The organism is Rhodococcus sp. SG20037 (assembly GCF_031763325.1).
Classification (GTDB): Bacteria; Actinomycetota; Actinomycetes; order Mycobacteriales; family Mycobacteriaceae; genus Rhodococcus_F; species Rhodococcus_F qingshengii.
Window position 1 is genome coordinate 3,386,520 of record NZ_CP134497.1, and the last position, 16,380, is coordinate 3,402,899.

Annotated in this window: 14 protein-coding genes; 8 read left to right on the forward strand and 6 right to left on the reverse strand. The window is 61.3% G+C overall.

Annotated features, from left to right (window positions below; genetic code table 11):
• The first annotated feature begins 1 nt into the window (after nucleotide 1).
• Nucleotides 2-2,269: a DUF2254 family protein gene (locus RHP72_RS15595; protein WP_081557909.1), complete on the forward strand. Its 2,268-nt coding sequence runs from the start codon at nucleotides 2-4 to the stop codon at nucleotides 2,267-2,269.
• Here RHP72_RS15595 and RHP72_RS15600 read toward each other — a convergent pair.
• The 5 genes from RHP72_RS15600 to RHP72_RS15620 all read right to left on the reverse strand — a co-directional run bounded on the left by RHP72_RS15600 (nucleotide 2,231) and on the right by RHP72_RS15620 (nucleotide 8,357).
• Nucleotides 2,231-3,520, reverse strand: coding sequence for an esterase family protein (locus tag RHP72_RS15600; protein ID WP_099698224.1), 1,290 nt, complete (start codon nucleotides 3,518-3,520; stop codon nucleotides 2,231-2,233). The genes RHP72_RS15595 and RHP72_RS15600 overlap by 39 nt on opposite strands.
• Nucleotides 3,521-3,585: 65 nt before the next feature.
• Complete coding sequence (gene pepN, locus RHP72_RS15605; RefSeq protein WP_311093569.1) at nucleotides 3,586-6,069, reverse strand: aminopeptidase N; 2,484 nt, start codon at nucleotides 6,067-6,069, stop codon at nucleotides 3,586-3,588.
• 48 nt (nucleotides 6,070-6,117) lie between these two features.
• Nucleotides 6,118-6,918, reverse strand: a complete 801-nt coding sequence (gene thiD, locus RHP72_RS15610; protein ID WP_003946192.1) for a bifunctional hydroxymethylpyrimidine kinase/phosphomethylpyrimidine kinase — start codon at nucleotides 6,916-6,918, stop codon at nucleotides 6,118-6,120.
• Between the two features lie 93 nt (nucleotides 6,919-7,011).
• Entirely contained in the window at nucleotides 7,012-7,626 is a 615-nt protein-coding gene (locus tag RHP72_RS15615; protein WP_311093570.1) for a class F sortase, read from the reverse strand.
• Nucleotides 7,623-8,357 carry a hypothetical protein gene (locus RHP72_RS15620; RefSeq protein ID WP_311093571.1) on the reverse strand — a complete coding sequence of 245 codons (735 nt, stop codon included), beginning with the start codon at nucleotides 8,355-8,357 and terminating at the stop codon, nucleotides 7,623-7,625. The genes RHP72_RS15615 and RHP72_RS15620 overlap by 4 nt, the downstream gene beginning before the upstream one ends.
• A gap of 344 nt (nucleotides 8,358-8,701) precedes the next feature.
• On the opposite strand from RHP72_RS15620, the gene RHP72_RS15625 reads away from it, so the two are divergent.
• Nucleotides 8,702-9,145, forward strand: coding sequence for a hypothetical protein (locus RHP72_RS15625; protein WP_311093572.1), 444 nt, complete (start codon nucleotides 8,702-8,704; stop codon nucleotides 9,143-9,145).
• Between the two features lie 21 nt (nucleotides 9,146-9,166).
• Entirely contained in the window at nucleotides 9,167-9,988 is an 822-nt protein-coding gene (locus RHP72_RS15630; RefSeq protein ID WP_099698222.1) for a class II glutamine amidotransferase, read from the forward strand.
• An 85-nt stretch (nucleotides 9,989-10,073) separates the two neighbouring features.
• Here RHP72_RS15630 and RHP72_RS15635 read toward each other — a convergent pair whose 3' ends face one another.
• The gene (locus RHP72_RS15635) at nucleotides 10,074-10,631 is read right to left on the reverse strand and encodes a QsdR family transcriptional regulator (RefSeq protein ID WP_021333511.1); all 558 of its coding nucleotides are present in this window, start codon (nucleotides 10,629-10,631) and stop codon (nucleotides 10,074-10,076) included.
• 275 nt (nucleotides 10,632-10,906) lie between these two features.
• Between RHP72_RS15635 and RHP72_RS15640 the strand changes: the two genes are divergently transcribed.
• The 5 genes from RHP72_RS15640 (at nucleotide 10,907) to RHP72_RS15660 (ending at nucleotide 16,355) form a co-directional block, all read left to right on the forward strand.
• Nucleotides 10,907-11,818 carry an ABC transporter ATP-binding protein gene (locus RHP72_RS15640; RefSeq protein WP_054828049.1) on the forward strand — a complete coding sequence of 304 codons (912 nt, stop codon included), beginning with the start codon at nucleotides 10,907-10,909 and terminating at the stop codon, nucleotides 11,816-11,818.
• Nucleotides 11,818-12,792: an ABC transporter ATP-binding protein gene (locus RHP72_RS15645; protein WP_007731960.1), complete on the forward strand. Its 975-nt coding sequence runs from the start codon at nucleotides 11,818-11,820 to the stop codon at nucleotides 12,790-12,792. The genes RHP72_RS15640 and RHP72_RS15645 overlap by 1 nt, the downstream gene beginning before the upstream one ends.
• A 130-nt stretch (nucleotides 12,793-12,922) precedes the next feature.
• Complete coding sequence (locus RHP72_RS15650) at nucleotides 12,923-14,455, forward strand: ABC transporter substrate-binding protein (protein WP_311093573.1); 1,533 nt, start codon at nucleotides 12,923-12,925, stop codon at nucleotides 14,453-14,455.
• 80 nt (nucleotides 14,456-14,535) lie between these two features.
• The gene (locus RHP72_RS15655; protein ID WP_158510646.1) at nucleotides 14,536-15,498 is read left to right on the forward strand and encodes an ABC transporter permease; all 963 of its coding nucleotides are present in this window, start codon (nucleotides 14,536-14,538) and stop codon (nucleotides 15,496-15,498) included.
• Nucleotides 15,495-16,355 (forward strand): ABC transporter permease, encoded by an 861-nt coding sequence (locus tag RHP72_RS15660; RefSeq protein ID WP_020969703.1) that lies wholly within the window; start codon nucleotides 15,495-15,497, stop codon nucleotides 16,353-16,355. The genes RHP72_RS15655 and RHP72_RS15660 overlap by 4 nt, the downstream gene beginning before the upstream one ends.
• Nucleotides 16,356-16,380 lie beyond the last annotated feature (25 nt).

Genomic DNA, 16,380 nt, shown 5'->3' on the forward strand with positions numbered 1-16,380 from the left:
CGTGCGGTCCTGGTTCGAGCACACGGTCGTCGACACCGGCAGGCTCCCGCTGTTCTTCCTCCTACTCGCCTTTGTCCTGACGTTCCTGTTCATCCGCTTCAGCGTCCGGATGATCCGGGCCGAGGTCTCGTGGTGGCCAGGCAATGTCACGCCCGGTGGAATGCACATCCACCACATGGTTTTCGGTTTGATGATGATGCTCGTGTCCGGCTTCGCCTTCATCGCTCTGGCCGACTATCACACCCCGATCGCCAATTGTGTTCTCGCGTCGGTGTTCGGCATCGGCAGCGCGTTGGTCCTCGACGAGTACGCGCTCGTGTTGCATCTGCGCGATGTCTACTGGGCCGAGGAAGGTCGCTCGTCCATCGACGCGGTGTTCGTTGCCATCGCGATCTCGTTCCTTTTCCTTCTCGGGGTCCACCCGATCGGGTTCGCGGGAGAGTTCGACCCGTACGAGCAGGACCGGAGCCTGGCGACGTTGATCGGCGTTGTCGTCGCGATCGTGATCCAACTCGGACTAGCCGTGATCACGTTGATGAAGGGCAAACTCTGGACCGGCTTGATCGGGCTGTTCTTCACCCCACTTCTGTTGATCGGAGCAATTCGGTTGAGTCGCCCGGGTGCGCCGTGGGCGCGCTCGCGTTACCGCGACAAGCCGGCGAAGATGAGCCGGGCAGTGGCCCGTGAACAGCGTTATCGCGAGCCGATGATCCACGCGAAGATCTACGTGCAGGAAACGGTGTCGGGAAGTTTCGGTTCCGCTCCCCCGCCCCCACCACCGCTCCCCGTCGTCGACACCACAACCCCCACGTCGAAGGTCGGATTGTCGCGGCGGCTCTCGGACAGAATTCGCTGGCGTCGAACTCGCCGACGACTACGAACAGTCCCCGTCTGGCGTCTCCCCGTGATCCTCGTCGTCCTGTCCGTCGTCACCGCGAACATCCTCGTCGGGATCGACGGAGATCTCGTCAGCGACGGCGACGTCGGTACCATTTCCGAGGGCGTGGACGCCGGGGCCACCGCGACGCTGCTCAGCGTCATCGCCGGCGGGATGATCACTCTCACCGGTCTGGTGTTCACCGCCATCACCCTCGCAATGCAGTTCGGCGCATCGCAGATTTCGGTGCGGGTGGTCCCGATGCTTGCGCAACAGCGGGTGATGCGGTGGTCGATCGGCATGTTTCTGGCCACGTTCGTCTTCTCCTTGATCATTGCGCTCGATCTGGCGCTCGATTCGGAGAATTCCTCACCGACCATCTCCACGGCGATCGCACTGCTTCTGGCATTGGCCAGTGCGATCCTGTTCATCGCGTTGGTGGCGAAGGTCGGGTCGATTCTCAATTCCAGTCGGTTGCTGCGTTGGATAGCGGCCCAGGGCCGGAGCGCGACGATTCGTGCCTATCCGCTGTACGAGGACCTGCCCTCTGGCGCACCGAAACCCAGTCAGCCGCTCCCCCTACCCCAACCGCGCGAGTCCGAGAACTCCGAGAGCGCCGACGCACTGGTGATTCGCCTGCGCCACCTCTCACCCGACGGCCGGATTCTGCTGGCGATCGATCTCGCACGACTGCAGCGGTTGGCCGGCCGCTGGGACGTCTCGGTCGAAGTCGTCCCCAGCATCGGCGAGTTCGTCGCCCAGAACGCGCCCCTCTTCGAGGTACGCGGACCCTCGCTGAAGGTACGCCCGGACACCTTGATGTCGTGCTTGATCTTCGGTGACACGCACAGCCCGGTCGTCAGCCCCGGTGCAGCGCTTCAGTCGATCGTGGACATCGCGCTCAAGGCACTGTCACCCGCCATCAACGACCCGGGCCGAGCCGTCCAGGCTCTCGACCACATCGAAGATCTTCTGGTACTTCTCGCCCCGCGGGTCCGATTCGACACATCAACCTCGGATCTCACGCTGATCCGAGGGCAGCAACGCACCTGGACCGATTACGTGTCCGTCGCCACCGACGAGATCCGGCACTTCAGTACCAATTCCGCGCAGGTCCAGCGCCGTCTACGCGCGGTATTCGCGACCTTGCTCGAAGCCTGCCCGCCGGACCAGCACCCTCCGCTACTCGAGCGCGTCGACGCACTCGATGCGCAATTGAACCGAGAATGGACCGGCGCACTCGACCTTCGGCTCGCGAGTGTGGCGGATCCGCAGGGATTGGGCTCCGAAGCCGGGGCGACCGGAAGAATTCACCCGCTGATCATCGGGTCTTCGGAACTTCCGGACGATCGTTCATCCGGGCAGGCCGAGTCGCGTTCCCAGCCAACCTAATTGACTCGCCAATCCAGCCGACCACACTTGGAAGCTGTGTCCTCCGTCGACCTCGGCGTATTGGACGTCCATCCCTGCGGCTTTTGCGGCTTCGTAGAGCGTTTGAAGACCTGGGCGGTAGTCGTTGTCCTGTTTGCCGACCACGAACACCCCGGCGCTGTCGGGGAACTTCTTCTCCCGGAGCAGATCCTGCGGATTCACTGCCACGAACGCGGCGTCATTGCCGCCGAACGCTGCATCGACCGTCTGCTTGCGATCGCCGAGTGTGGGTTCGATCTGACCGGACAGATCCAGGAACGTCGGATACACCGCGGGGAAGTTCGTTGCCATCTGGAACGCGCAGGTACCGCCGTAGGAAAGTCCCCCGATCGCCCACTTCCTCGGGTCGGGATCCACCTGGAGGTTCCCGCGCACCCAGTCGGGAACATCGCGCGAAAGGTACGTTGCGACGTTCCCGAGTTGAGAATCGACGCAGAGCGGATTCGCCAGTTCCGACCCGGTCCCGTCAGCAACGACGACAACGGGAGCCAAGCCCGAATGCGCAGCGGCGTAGGTGTCCATGGTCTGGACGAGACGTCCGCCCTGTAGCCAGTCCTCGGGCGCGCCTGGTTGGCCGGCAAGCAGGACCAACACGGGCAACTCCGGTCGCGGGTTGGTGAAATACGCGGGCGGTAGGTAGATCTCGGCGTCGCGGGCGCTGAATCCGGAGACCGTCCCCGCAATCGTGACCGTGCTGACCTTGCCCGCCGACGGCATGTCCGCGGGAGCCTTCCATTGCGAAACCGGTACCGCCCCGTCCTTGCCGTCGTCCAGGTCGGCGAGTGAAACCTTCTCCGCGTCCGAGAGTCCCAGCGCTGTTCCCAACGTCGGATACGACTGGAACTGCAGATTCACGTGAGCCGCGCTCGACACGACCACCAGGAGCACCGAGACCACGGTGAGCACGCGACCGTCGATCCGCGTCGCCGCAAATACCCGCGAGCCACCCAGCAGCACGCCGAGAATGCCCAACCCGATCCACACGTAGACCGGACGGGCAATCGGATCGGGGAACGGGTGCCACACCTTCTCGATCAGCCAGTACAGCACGAGAGTGATCGCGATTGCCGCGACGATGCAGACCGGAATCGAGATCAGCACGTGACGCCTCGATCTCGAGAAGATCAGCCAGAGAAGTGCCAGAATTCCGAGCACCGTCACCACGGGCGGAACCGGGCCCGTGACCAGCGACAGATCCGTGATCGTGTGCACGTCGTCTCCTGTCGCAGCCCTGTTTAGACAATATCCAAGAACAGGACATTTCGGAGCTGATGGCGTCAGATCACCGCGTTCGACGCCTGGGCACGTAGGTCTCGGGCCAGGTGATCCCGACGCTCGAGAACAAGCCTCCGCAGCGACGCGGGCGCCTCAGCATTGGCCTGGATCCAGGAATCGACAGCAGAGGTGTCTTCAGCTGCCGGGAAGAGTCCGTTCACCAACCGTCGGGCGATCTCGATGCTGCGTTCGGACCACCACTTCCCCAGGGACGAGAAGTACTCTGCCGCATATCCCTCGATCAACGACGGGTCCGTGCCCGAACGGAATCCGGCGATCGTCGCATCCAGGCGGTCGTTCGAGAGTGAGCCGTCAGTGGTCGCCGACGCCCAGGCAGCCGCCTTGGTCTCGGCATCGGGAATCGACGCCGCGGCGCGGACGTACGCCGTTCGACCCGCTGACGTGCTGTCCTTGCTCAGCTCACCGTCGAAGTCGCTCACACTCGCATGGCCGGTCGCCGACAGGGCGATCCACAATGCCCACCGCAGATCAGGATCGAGAGCCAGTCCGACCGGCCCCGGGCAGGTGCCGTCGAGTATCGACCGCACCTCGTCGGCGCGAGCATCGTTGACCGCTGCAGCGGCCGACAGAGCCCGTGCCCATGCCAGCTGTCTTCCGGACTCCGGTTCGGCTTCGAACACCGCCTTCCAGGTCGTTTCCAACCAGCCTGCACTTACATTGGGCCGCAAGCTTTTCGGAACGTAGTGAAGAACCGCGTATTGGGCATCGGTCAGGATCGAGCTGAGAATCGCAAGATCTGTCTCCGCGGGAGCGAATCGTTCCACCATGTCGAGGTACCGGAACACCGAGAGCTGCGCATCACGCACCGAGTTCCACAGCGACGACCAGATCACCCCGCGCGCAAGCGGATCGCTCACGCGGTCCAGGGATGCCTCGACAGTGGACAGAGATTCCGCGTCCAATCGCACCTTGGCGTAGGTGAGGTCTTCGTCGTTGAGCAGTGTGAGTGCTCCGGGCGGAAGGTCGACCGACGTGCGTGATTCGGTCATGTCGAGTTCGACGCGTTCGGTGCGAACAAGGTCTCCGGACTCGTTGTAGTCGTAGATTCCGACTGCGAGCCGATGCGGCCTCGGGTCCGTCTGGACCAGGTCTGTTCCGTCGAGCGACAGCGTGGACACTCCGGTGGTCTGCAACCAGATTCGGGCCCATTCGCGCACATCACGTCCGGAAGTCTCCGTGAGCACGTCGAGCAGATCAACCAGCGTGGTGTTCCCGAAGGCGTGGGCCTTGAAGTACCGTCGTGCCGCTTCGAAGAACGCGTCACGGCCGACGAACGCCACAAGTTGTTTGAGGACACTGGCGCCCTTGGCGTAGGTGATTCCGTCGAAGTTCAGCTTCGCAGCTTCGAGATCGACGATGTCGGCGACGATGGGATGAGTCGTCGGCAGCTGATCTTGGAGGTACGCCCACGCTTTTCGCTTGATGGCGAATGCCACCCAGGCATCGGTGAAGCGAGTGGCTTCGGCGCTGACCAGCGATCCCATGAAATCGGCAAAAGATTCCTTGAGCCACAGGTCGTCCCACCAGACCATGGTCACGAGATCGCCGAACCACATGTGCGCCATTTCGTGCAGGATCGTGTTGGCGCGGCGCTGATGCTGCTCGTCGGTTGCGGAGCCGCGGAACACGTATGCCTCGGTGAAGGTCACCAGTCCCGGGTTCTCCATGGCGCCGAGGTTGTACTCGGGGACAAAGATCTGGTCGTACTTGCCGAACGGATACGGATAGTCGAAGTACTCGGCGTAGAAGTCCAACCCCTGACGGGTGATGTCGAAAACGTTGTCTGCATCGAGGTGTGGAGCCAACGACGCCCGGCACAGCGCACCCAACTCGACAGTGAGTTCGCCGCGACTCCACGACGACGCCACGCGGTGATACGGCCCGGCCGCGATCGCGGTGATGTAGGTCGAGATCGGCAGCGACGGGGCGAAAGTGACGCGTTGTGCACCGTCCACGGAGAGAGTCTGGGTCGCGGGCTGATTCGACAGGACTTCCCAGCCGTCAGGTGCTGTCACCTCGAATGTGAAGGGCGCCTTGAGGTCCGGCTGCTCGAAGCAGGCGAAAACACGCCTGGCATCGGCGGGCTCGTATTGCGTGTACAGATACGTCTGATCGTCAGCGTCGTCGACAAATCGGTGCAGCCCTTCACCGGAACGGCTATAGTTGCCGTGAGCTGCCACCCGAACGACGTTCGATCCGCCGAGTCCGCGCAGCACGATCCGGGATCCGTCGTACTCCACCGGAATCGACGCACCGTCGACGTCCACGGAATCGACTGCAGCACCGATGAAATCGAGCCACGTGGACTCCACCGAGGACGTCAGATCAATTGTCGTGACCGTCGAAAAGGTCTTCACGGCGGAGTCGACCGCCGATCGCAGATCCAACTCCACCCGGTAACCGGCGACGGAGATGGCTCGAGATCGTTCGGCGACTTCGCTTCGATTCAGGTTCGCAGTACTCACGCACTCGATCCTGCCAGGCCGCGCGCGGCGATGTGAGCCGCCGTGCGCCTATCCCTTGAACGCGCCCTGCCAGACGGTGTCGAACGGCGTGTGCGCCGAGACGCGGCCTTCGATGCCCGCCGTGACGAACTTCTTTGCCAGAGCGACGGCTTCTCCCACGTCGGCGCCTTTTGCCAGCTCCGCGGTCACTGCGGCGGCCAGCGTGCAACCGGCACCCGAGACGCGCTCTTCGCCGACCTTGGGGGCGGAGAGAACAGTCACGTCGGTCCCGTCGAACAACACGTCGACGGCGTCGCCACCGGCGAGTTCGACACCGCCCTTTGCGAGCACGTACTTGGGTCCGAGATCATGGATACGACGTGCGGCCTCGATGAGGTCGTCGACGCTTTCGATGCTGTCCATTCCGGCGAGGGTGCGTGCCTCGAACAGGTTGGGTGTGACGACGGTGGCGAGCGGGAGGATCGAATCACGAAGTGCTGTATCAGTATCGAGAGCCGCGCCGGGCTCCTGGCCCTTGCAGATCAGGACCGGGTCGAGGACGACGTGGCGCCAGGACTGCCGACGCAGGCCCTCTGCCACAACCTCGATGGTGGCGGGCGTGCCCAACATGCCGATCTTGACGACGTCCAGATCGTGAGCCGCAGTGGCAGCCTCGATCTGATCAGCGATCACGTCAGGAGCGATCGGTACGAAGCGATGACCCCAGTTGTTCTTGGGATCGAACGAGACGATACATGTGGTGGTCGCTACGCCGTAGACGTCCAATGCCTGGAACGTCTTCAGGTCGACCTGCAGGCCGGCACCGCCAGTCGCTTCGGACCCAGCGATGACATAGGCGAGGTCAACCACAGCACAATCTCCTTCTTCGGACTTTCGAAACGTGCGTGGATGGCCACGAACGCGGGACCCAGTTTATCAACCGTTCCGACGTCTGGTTTTCGGCTATGCGGGCACCGGAGTTCCCCACGCGACGTCGTTGTCCTCGTATCCGAACGGCGGACCGACGAACTCGCCGCCGCAGGTGATCAGCGCGAGGGTTTCGGGTCCGTCGAGGCTGTTCAATCGCCCGACCGGCAGCTCGCCGTCCTTGCTGTAGTGATCGACCGCATCGATACGGTAGTTCCAGGTCTGTCCCCCGGCGCCCGCCACGGTCACGACCGAGCCGATTTCCAGTGTCGAGAACTTCTTTCCGAAACCGTCACCCTGATAGATGTCGTTGATGTGTCCGGTGATCACCACAGTGCCCGCGCCGGAGCCGGGAAATGCCGAATCTGCCCACCATCCGATCTCACTGACATCCTCGGGCGGAATGAGCGAGCCGTCCGTCGTCGTCTTGATCGGCAGGATGTCAGCGGTGCTGTTGCCTGTGCGCAGCGTGGTCGGGACATCCGGACCGTCGACCACCGCGCGAATCTCTGGCGGCAAATCTTGTTGGCCGGTCGCGAGGACGCGGGTCGGCGAGTCACCGTCGTCGGAACATCCGCCGATCAAGAGCATTGTCGCCACTACTGCAGCGGCCCACGTTCGGCTGGCCGTGGATCCAGGTGCCGCTGTCACGGACGAGAAGTCGGGCCGGACGGAATCTGGGCAATTGGTACTCGGTTTCCTACGTCACGACCGGGAAGTGCGTCACCGGAATCCCCACCGTTCCCACCGGAACCGTCACCACCGCTGCCGTTTCCGCCACCGCTTCCATTCCCCCCGCCCCCGCCGCCGGGGCCGGGGCCGGGGCACTCACCTCCCGGATCGGTGGTGTCGCCTGCCAAGACAATCTTGACTGCCGAGAGGTTGACCGTCTGGTTCTGCGCGACTTGTCCAGGAGTTGTGACGTCGAATGCGAGCTTGGCACGTACGGGGATGACCGAACCGTCGTCAGCGTCGGTGACCGTTGCCCCTGACCGGCCGAGATCTTGGGTCAACGTCATTCTGGAGATCAAATCCTGATCTCCGGTCAAGCCGGCGCCGTCGATCCGAAGGGTCCCTCGGACGGGACTTCCGTGGGCTCTGATCGTCACCGATGCGCGAAACTCGAGGATGTCTCCCGGCACTGTCCGCCACGCCTCGATCGAGTTGATTTTCGTTCCAGGCGATCCAGTCGAGATGTCGTACCAACCGTCGATCACGGCCGGATCGAGTGACATCGAATTTTCGTTGATTTCCGAGTTGCACGCGCGGGTGAGCGAAACGGGGGCAGCCGATCCCACTGCGGGGAGTGCTGTCGACACAACGGTCGCCAAGACGAAGGCCGTCGCGGTGATGCCCGCGGTACGCCTGCCGAAGATCGTCATTCTCTCGCTACCTTTTTCCGCGGACCGTAGCTTCCGGTCAATTCAGTCAAAATACCAGTACAGCTGGACAAATAGGTCGAATTCCGTGCCGAATTCCTCTTGTTTTCTGTGAACTTCGGTTACGAGCAATTTCTCCGCACACGCGTTCCGGCAAGGGGTACATCGGATCAACAGGGGTCAGAAGTTACATTTCGCCCGCACATCGGAGCAGATCGCACTGATTTCTCACCGCATTGGACAGGTATTTCCGTTTCATAGCGGTCAGCCGGTGGAACAACGATCACTACAACGAGCGTGCCGGGCACGTGTCCGGTCGCCCCCCCACCGAATCAAGGGAAACCGTCATGTCGGATACAACATCAGTCAAGCAGGGTTTCGCGGTAGGAACATCGATCGGGGCAGCCGTCATCTTGGTGACGGTCGGCATCGCGCAGTTCTTCCAAGGACTCGCTGCCGTCGCCGAAAACGAAGTGTTCGTAGTCGGGATCGACTACGTCTATCAGTTCGACCTGACGACGTGGGGTTGGATCCATCTCGTGCTGGGCGCGCTCGTCGCTCTCGTCGGGCTCGCACTGTTCACCGGAGCGGCCTGGGCGCGGGTGTCGGCAGTGGTGATCTGCGCGATCTCGATCATCGCGAACTTCTTGTGGCTGCCGTACTACCCCTGGTGGTCGACTCTCATCATCGCGCTGAACATCGTCGTGATCTGGGCTGTGTCGACATGGAAGCCCACCCAGACGACGCACGCCGCTGCGCATGCACCGTCAACGCCGACTCGATCTGCTTGAGTTGAAAGTATGTGTAGGTGGATGGCGTATTCCGGAGAGCCGATACTGGCCCATGACTTGCTGTTCAGGCCACAGCACTCGCTGATCGACCAGAGCCTGCATTCTCAACTCGGGGCCACGACGACAAATGGCGACGGCTTCGGAATCGGCTGGTACGGGGAAGGCCCCCAACCGGCAGTTTTCAAGAGCATCGAACCCGCGTGGAACGACTCGAACCTGCGCGAAGTCACCTCCCAATTGCGCACCCCTCTGCTGTTCGCTCACATCCGCGCCTCGACGGGAACTGCAGTGCAGCGCAGCAACTGTCACCCGTTCCGGCACCGGCAATGGTTGTGGATGCACAACGGTTCACTACACGGATTCCACGACATGAAACGGGAATTGGTGACTGCCATTGATCCGTCGCTCTTTCCGGATCTCGAAGGATCGACGGACTCGGAAACCTTGTTCTTCCTCGCGCTGACGTTCGGCCTGACCGACGATCCGTTCGAAGGTGTCGCGAGGGCCGTCGGATTCGTCGAGCACACGGCCCGCTCGCAGGGAATCGACAATCCGGTTCAGATGACCGTCGCCACGTCGGATGGCATCTCCACCTGGATCTTTCGCTATTCCAGCGAGCACCAGTCGAGGTCGTTGTTCTTCTCCACCGAGATTTCCATGTTGCGCAAGCTCCATCCTGAGGTGGATGCCCTGCACCATCTGAGTGAGGAGACCCGAATCGTCGTCTCCGAGCCTCTACGTGACCTTCCCGGCGCCTGGAACGAGGTTCCCGAATCCGCCGCAGGCGTCATCCGGCCCGGACGGGACGAGATGCGGAGCTTTGTGCCGATCCCACCAGCCTGATTGGGTCATACAACCAGTCATAGCTATGAAATAGCTTGCATTCGAAGCGCTTTCACGAAAACTGAGACAACGGAAACTCGGCACACTAGTCACGCGAGAGGATGAGCCGGAACGCCAAGCGAGCCTTCTCCGTATCCGGAGTGCCACCAGTGAGCAAATCGTTGTAGATGAACGACTCACCCACGCGAACCAGCAGATATGCCATGTCCTCGACGGGCAGGTCTGGCCGAATCTGCTCCGGTATTTCAGCTTCGATCAGCCTTCGCACGGATTCGACCATCGTGCCCTGAATCGGCCCCAGTCCAGTTGTGAGTATGCACAACGCCTTTTGCGGTTCCCGAGTCAAATACGTCCGGAAGAATTCGGTCTCGATTGTCGCCCGTGCATGGTAAGTGAGGACGTCGACAACCCTTGACGCTCCGCTTCCACCGCACTCCTCGAGGCCCATTCGCCACGTTCGGCGCGCCAGCGAATCGAGCACGTCACCGGTAATTGTGTCGCGATTCCCTGCACGCCGGAACAAGGTGGTCCGATCCACCCCCAACTCGGTGGCCAAAGCGTTCACATCGAGCGGTTTTCCGGCTGCGAACTGTCGTCGGGCGGCACTCAACGCTTCCGCGCGGATGTCACGTGTCTCGGCCATGGAGTGAATGTATCGCTGACGACGTGCTGGTCGGTAGCCGGAGGCGATCAGACGGCGCCATCGACGGCAATCGTTGCAACATTCATTGACTTTGTTGCAGGTGAGTGTTTATTGTTCCCCGGTACGTGATTCCAGTCACAACAATTCAGTTGTTTACGGAGGAATGCGATGAACGATCACACGTGGACGACCCGACGATGAGCCCACTTCTGCAAGTACGAGACCTCACGGTTGACATTGGGACAGAATCGATTTCGAACAGACTCCTCGACCGCGTGAGCTTCGAGTTGGGGTCGGGCGAAATCACCGGCCTCGTAGGAGAGAGCGGGAGCGGAAAGACACTGACCGGACTCGCTCTGCTCGGTCTCTTGCCCCGTACGGCAACAACCAGCGGAAGCATCCGTTTGGAAGGACAGGAACTTGTGGGTCTGCCCGCCGCCGAGTTGAGGAAAATACGCGGTCGCGACGTCAGTATGGTCTTCCAGGACCCGAGTTCGGCTCTCAACCCCTCCGTCAGCATCGGTCGCCAGATCGTCGATGTGTTGAAGGCCCACCGCGACATCACGAAAGTCGATGCGGAGGACGTGGCTACAGATCTTCTCCACCAGGTCGGTCTGGCCGACCCGAGCAGAACCTTGAAGTCGTTCGGGTACGAGCTTTCCGGCGGGATGTGTCAGCGGGTGATGATCGCGATGGCCCTGGCATGCGGTCCGAAGTTGCTGATCGCGGACGAACCGACAACAGCGCTCGACGTCACCATCCAAGCTCAGATTGTCGATCTCCTTCGAGAACTGGCCGAACAGCGCGATCTTGCCGTGTTGTTGATCAGTCACGACCTCGCGGTTGTCGCCGAGGTCGCGGATCGAGTCATCACCATGTTTCGCGGCGAGATCGTCGACGTCGCGCCACGAGACGTGCTGCTTCGGCGGCCCGCGCATCCCTACACGTTCAGCCTTCTCGAGGCGGCACGCTCGACATTCGAAGAAGTCTCCTCCCAATCGCCCAAGGCGCGAGGCGATTTCACCACCAAAGCCCCTGCTGACGGCGTGGGTTGCCGATACGTCGCCCGGTGCAACTACTCCGAGGAGCTCTGCATATCCGATCATCCACTTCTGATCGGATCACCGGAATCGGCAACAAGATGTCACCGCAGCGACGAACTCGAGTTGCTCGGACTGGTGAGCTGATGAGCAACACCGACGTCATCGTCGACGTTAGGAATCTGGCAGTCGAGTACGGACGCGGACGCAAAGCTCTTCGCGCGGTCGACGACGTCAGCTTCTCCGTACAGAGGGGCGAAACCCTTGCGATAATCGGTGAATCAGGATCGGGAAAATCCTCGACGGCTCACGCTCTCGCGGGTCTGGTGGCTACGGCCGCAGGCTCCATCACTATGAATCTCGACGACCCGGCGTTCGGCAAGGGTGGATCTTCCCATCTCATTTTTCAAAACCCTACGTCGGCCTTGAACAATCGGATGGCCTCATGGGCTTGCGTAGCCGAGCCGATGGCGCCAGGGCGTCTGCGCATCCCACAGTCCTTGCGGCCGAAAGCCGTCGAGCTGTTGCGTCGGGTCGGTCTCGGCGCTGAGCTTGCCGACCGCCTCCCGACCCAGCTCTCCGGTGGCCAACGCCAACGCGTGACCATCGCTCGTGCACTTGCCTCCAAGGCGCCACTGATTCTCTGCGACGAACCTGTTGCCTCCCTGGATGTTTCGCTTCAGGAAGAGGTGTTGCAACTTCTTGCCGATCTCCGAGAAGAACATGACCTCACGTACATCTTCATTTCGCACGATTTGGGTTCGGTGGCACGGATCGCCGATCGCGTCGCGGTGATGTACCTCGGCCGAATCGTCGAGATCGGACCGGTTGCCACGGTCCTGAGGACTCCATCGCACCCCTACACGCAGGCACTTCTCGCCGCGGCCCCGCACATCGAACTCGAGCGGCGCAGTCGTCGGAAAGCATTGGTGCGGGGCGAGTTACCCGACCCACGGAATCCACCCTCGGGCTGTCGATTCCGCACCCGCTGCCCGTTTGCGATGGATCGCTGTGCGTCGGAAGCGCCGTCACTTCGCGCGGCCTCGAATTCCGCACACAGCTCCGCCTGCCATCTATCGTCCCCGGCCACATCGATCGGAATCTCCAACCCGCCGCAGTAAATGCGTGCCGCGTCAGTCTCCCCCTTCCGAGAAGACCAAAGCGAAAGTCCACCATATGAATCCGCGTCTGTCTTTGCGATCCCGATATCCGATCACACGCTTCCAGAATCATGGGAAAAGTGGCCCACGTGTGCTGGTAGCTGCGTTTGCACTTTCTGCTCTCGTGCTCAGCGGCTGTTCGAGCAGCGCCACCGGTACCGCCGGCGATACCGGACCTGCCGATCCGAACGCCGAACTCAAGGTCGCGACATCGCACGTGCCCGCCTCGCTCGACCCGTGTGCGGGAAACATCGGATACGACATCGACTACTTACAGTTGATGTATGCACCACTGATCGATGCGGAACCTGCCACCCAGAAGTTGCGGCCCGGAATCGCCAGCGAGTGGGGCTTCTCCGGACCGGACAACCTGACGTTCGAGATGACGTTGCAGAACGGCTTGACCTTTCACGACGGTACAACTCTCGATGCAGCAGCAGTCAAGGCAAGCATGGAACACTGCTTGAGTCTCGGAATCGTTTCCGTCCCGACGATCAAGAGCATCGAAGCAACGTCCCCAGATCACATCACGATCTCGTTGAGTTCACCTACCTCCGGCTTACCAGGGTGGCTCAACGGCAGATTGGGAATGGTGGTCTCCCCCACTGCGCTGGCAGCAGCAGGGGCAGACTTCGCCAACAAGCCTGTAGGCGCAGGGCCGTACACATTCACCAGCGCAGTCCCGAACAGTTCATACACATTCAGTCGATTCGACGATTACAAACCGGCAGGTCCACCCAGCCCCCAGCTCGCCAAGATCCAGATCCAGGTGATCTCCAATCCCACAGCGCTGACAAATGCCCTGACATCGAACGCTGCGGATTTTGCATACGGGCTCACACCGTCGAGTGCTCCGATCCTCGAACGGAATCCCAACCTGAACGTCAGTCACGACCCGAGACTCGGAGTTGCGCTCGTCGTGATCAACAACAAGAACCCTGTGGTTAACGACGTCCGGGTTCGTCTGGCGATGCAGTATGCGCTCGACCGCAAGGCAATTGCGCGAGCCACGCTGGACAGCTCGGAAGGAACTGCGGCGTTCGGTCAATATCCTCCCGGTTCGCAGTTCTACGACGAGGAAACCGAAGATGCATGGCCGTACGACCCGGAGAAGGCCAAATCGCTGCTAGCGGAGGCGGGGTATCCGAATGGGGTCACCGTGCGCGGACTAGCAGGCAACCTACCGCCGTACTCGACCAACGCGGTCCTTGTCGGAGAACAATGGGAGAAAGTCGGCATCAAGGTCGACTTCGTCGAAATGAGTGGACCTCAGGCGATTACGGAGTTCGTCGCACACAACAGCGCGGACGTCTTCAGCGTGGGATGGCCCACGCGAGCATCCGCACCGCTCAATTTCGAAGCCTCTCTGGGTTCGCGATCGTACTTCCGGCAGAATTCCGTCCCCAACGAGGAGTTGGAGAAGTTGATCGCACTGTTGAACAACACGTATGACGAAACCGCTCAGCTCGACATCGTCAAACAGATCAATCAAGTCGTGATCAAGTCCGCTGAGTACGTACCGTTGTACTTCACTCCCGACGTGGTCGCCTACACGAAGAACGTCCACGGGGCCGTTCCTGCACTGAACGGCTCCCCCAATCTGACGTACCTCTCGAAGTCATGACGACGACCGTTGTATCGCAAGAGAATTCGTTGGCCCCCGAGCCTGAGAGCGTTCCGACCCGAAACCCTCACCGATCGCCGGTGAATCCTTACATACGGATGATCGGCGTCCGGTTCGCACAGATAATTCCTACCGCGATTATCGCTAGTTTCATAACCTTTGCCCTTATCCGGATAATCCCCGGTGGACCAGCCGAGGCACTTCTCGGTCCGAACGGCAGCGATGAAGCGATCGCGGCACTCAACGAGCGCCTCGGATTGAATCAACCTCTGCTGGTCCAGTACTGGAACTGGGTGGTGTCGGCTCTGCACGGAGATCTGGGAACGTCGCTACAGAACAGCGCCCCCGTCGGCCCACAGATCCTTGCGCGCCTGCCGGCGAGCGCCGAGCTCGTTGTACTCGCACTGTTACTGTCCGCCGTCGTCGCTATACCGCTCGGTGTGTGGACCGCGACGCGGCAGGGACGACGCAGCGATGGTCTGACCCGCACGGTTTCGGGGATCGGACTCGCGGTACCGGACTTCTTCCTCGCTATCGTGCTGGTCGATGTCTTCGCCCTCGGTTTGGGAGTTCTACCGGTGCTCGGCTGGGTTCCTCTCGAGAACAGTGTGATCGACAACCTGAGCCATTTGGTCCTACCAGCAACGGCGCTCGCTGCCGGCGCAGCATCGATTGCGGTTCGGCAGACCAGGGCTGCGATGATCGAGACACTGTCAAGTGACTACGTACGAACTGCGCGTGCGATGGGTATCGACGAGCGGAAGATCGTGTGGCGCTACGCGCTACGAAACATCGTTCCCACGATTGTCACTGTCTATGGATTGCTTGCCGTGGCGATGCTGGGTGCGACGGTCATTCTCGAGCAGATCTTCGTACTGCCGGGCCTCGGGAGCGCTCTCGTCATTGCGATCGACACGCGAGATTATCCGATGCTTCAAGGCATTGTGTTGCTGTTCGTCGTGATCGTGCTTCTCGTGAACATCCTGGTCGACGTCGTCAACAACATGATCAGCCCACAATTGAGGAAGGGAACGATCTCGTGAGCCAACTCGCGCTGACCACCGCAGGCGAGACCCGCTCCAAGTGGGCTCTCCCTCGACTGCACCCCGGATTATGGCTCAGCTACTGCTTTCTCGGAACGCTGATAGCGGCGTCCGTCTTGGCCTCGTTCGTGGCTCCGCACAGTCCGACCGATCAGAACCTGACCAACACGTTCGCCGGTCCGAGTGCACAGCACCTGCTTGGCACTGACGGCTTCGGTCGTGACGTGCTCAGTCGATTGATCTGGGGAGGACGCTCCGCCTTCTTCGGCGTCGCGATCGCTGTCGCTGTCAGTCTGCTGTTGGGAATTCCGTGGGGGTTGATCGCCGGATATTGGCCACGCTGGATCGGCGCGTCACTCCTCCGGGTGGCGGACGCATTGCTGGCATTCCCAGGTTTGGTTCTCGCAGTGGCTATTACCGGTGTTCTGGGGCCGAGCCTGATCACGTCGATGTCAGCGCTCGGAGTCGTCTATGCACCCACAATTGCAAGAATTCTGGCTGCCGGGGTCAGCGAAACGAGGAACCGAGACTTCGTTCTGAGCGCGCGACTCTCAGGATGCCCGCCGCACGTAGTGCTCCTGCGTCATCTTCTTCCGCACGCAATCGGGCCGGTTGTCGTTCAGGTGACCGTGCTCACCGGCCTGACTTTTCTCGCGCAGGCGGCACTCTCATTCCTGGGGTTGGGAATACAGCCCCCCACTCCGAGTTGGGGCGGTGACCTATCCGATGCGTACCTGCACATCTTGAGTGCACCACAACAGATTCTCCCCTCCGGCATTCTGATTTCATTGGTCGTCCTGGCCGTCTACCGAGTGGGTGATGCCGTCCGGGACCGCATGTATGTCAGAGGGAGATAGCCGGCGTAGAACAACCATCCGACTC

Bases quoted from the DNA above. Each gene is read 5' to 3' on its own strand.
- RHP72_RS15620 (WP_311093571.1), bottom strand. From the start codon at position 8,357: ATGACGATCTTCGGCAGGCGTACCGCGGGCATCACCGCGACGGCCTTC.
- RHP72_RS15625 (WP_311093572.1), top strand. From the start codon at position 8,702: ATGTCGGATACAACATCAGTCAAGCAGGGTTTCGCGGTAGGAACATCG.
- RHP72_RS15635 (WP_021333511.1), bottom strand. From the start codon at position 10,631: ATGGCCGAGACACGTGACATCCGCGCGGAAGCGTTGAGTGCCGCCCGA.
- RHP72_RS15645 (WP_007731960.1), top strand. From the start codon at position 11,818: ATGAGCAACACCGACGTCATCGTCGACGTTAGGAATCTGGCAGTCGAG.
- RHP72_RS15630 (WP_099698222.1), top strand. From the start codon at position 9,167: ATGGCGTATTCCGGAGAGCCGATACTGGCCCATGACTTGCTGTTCAGG.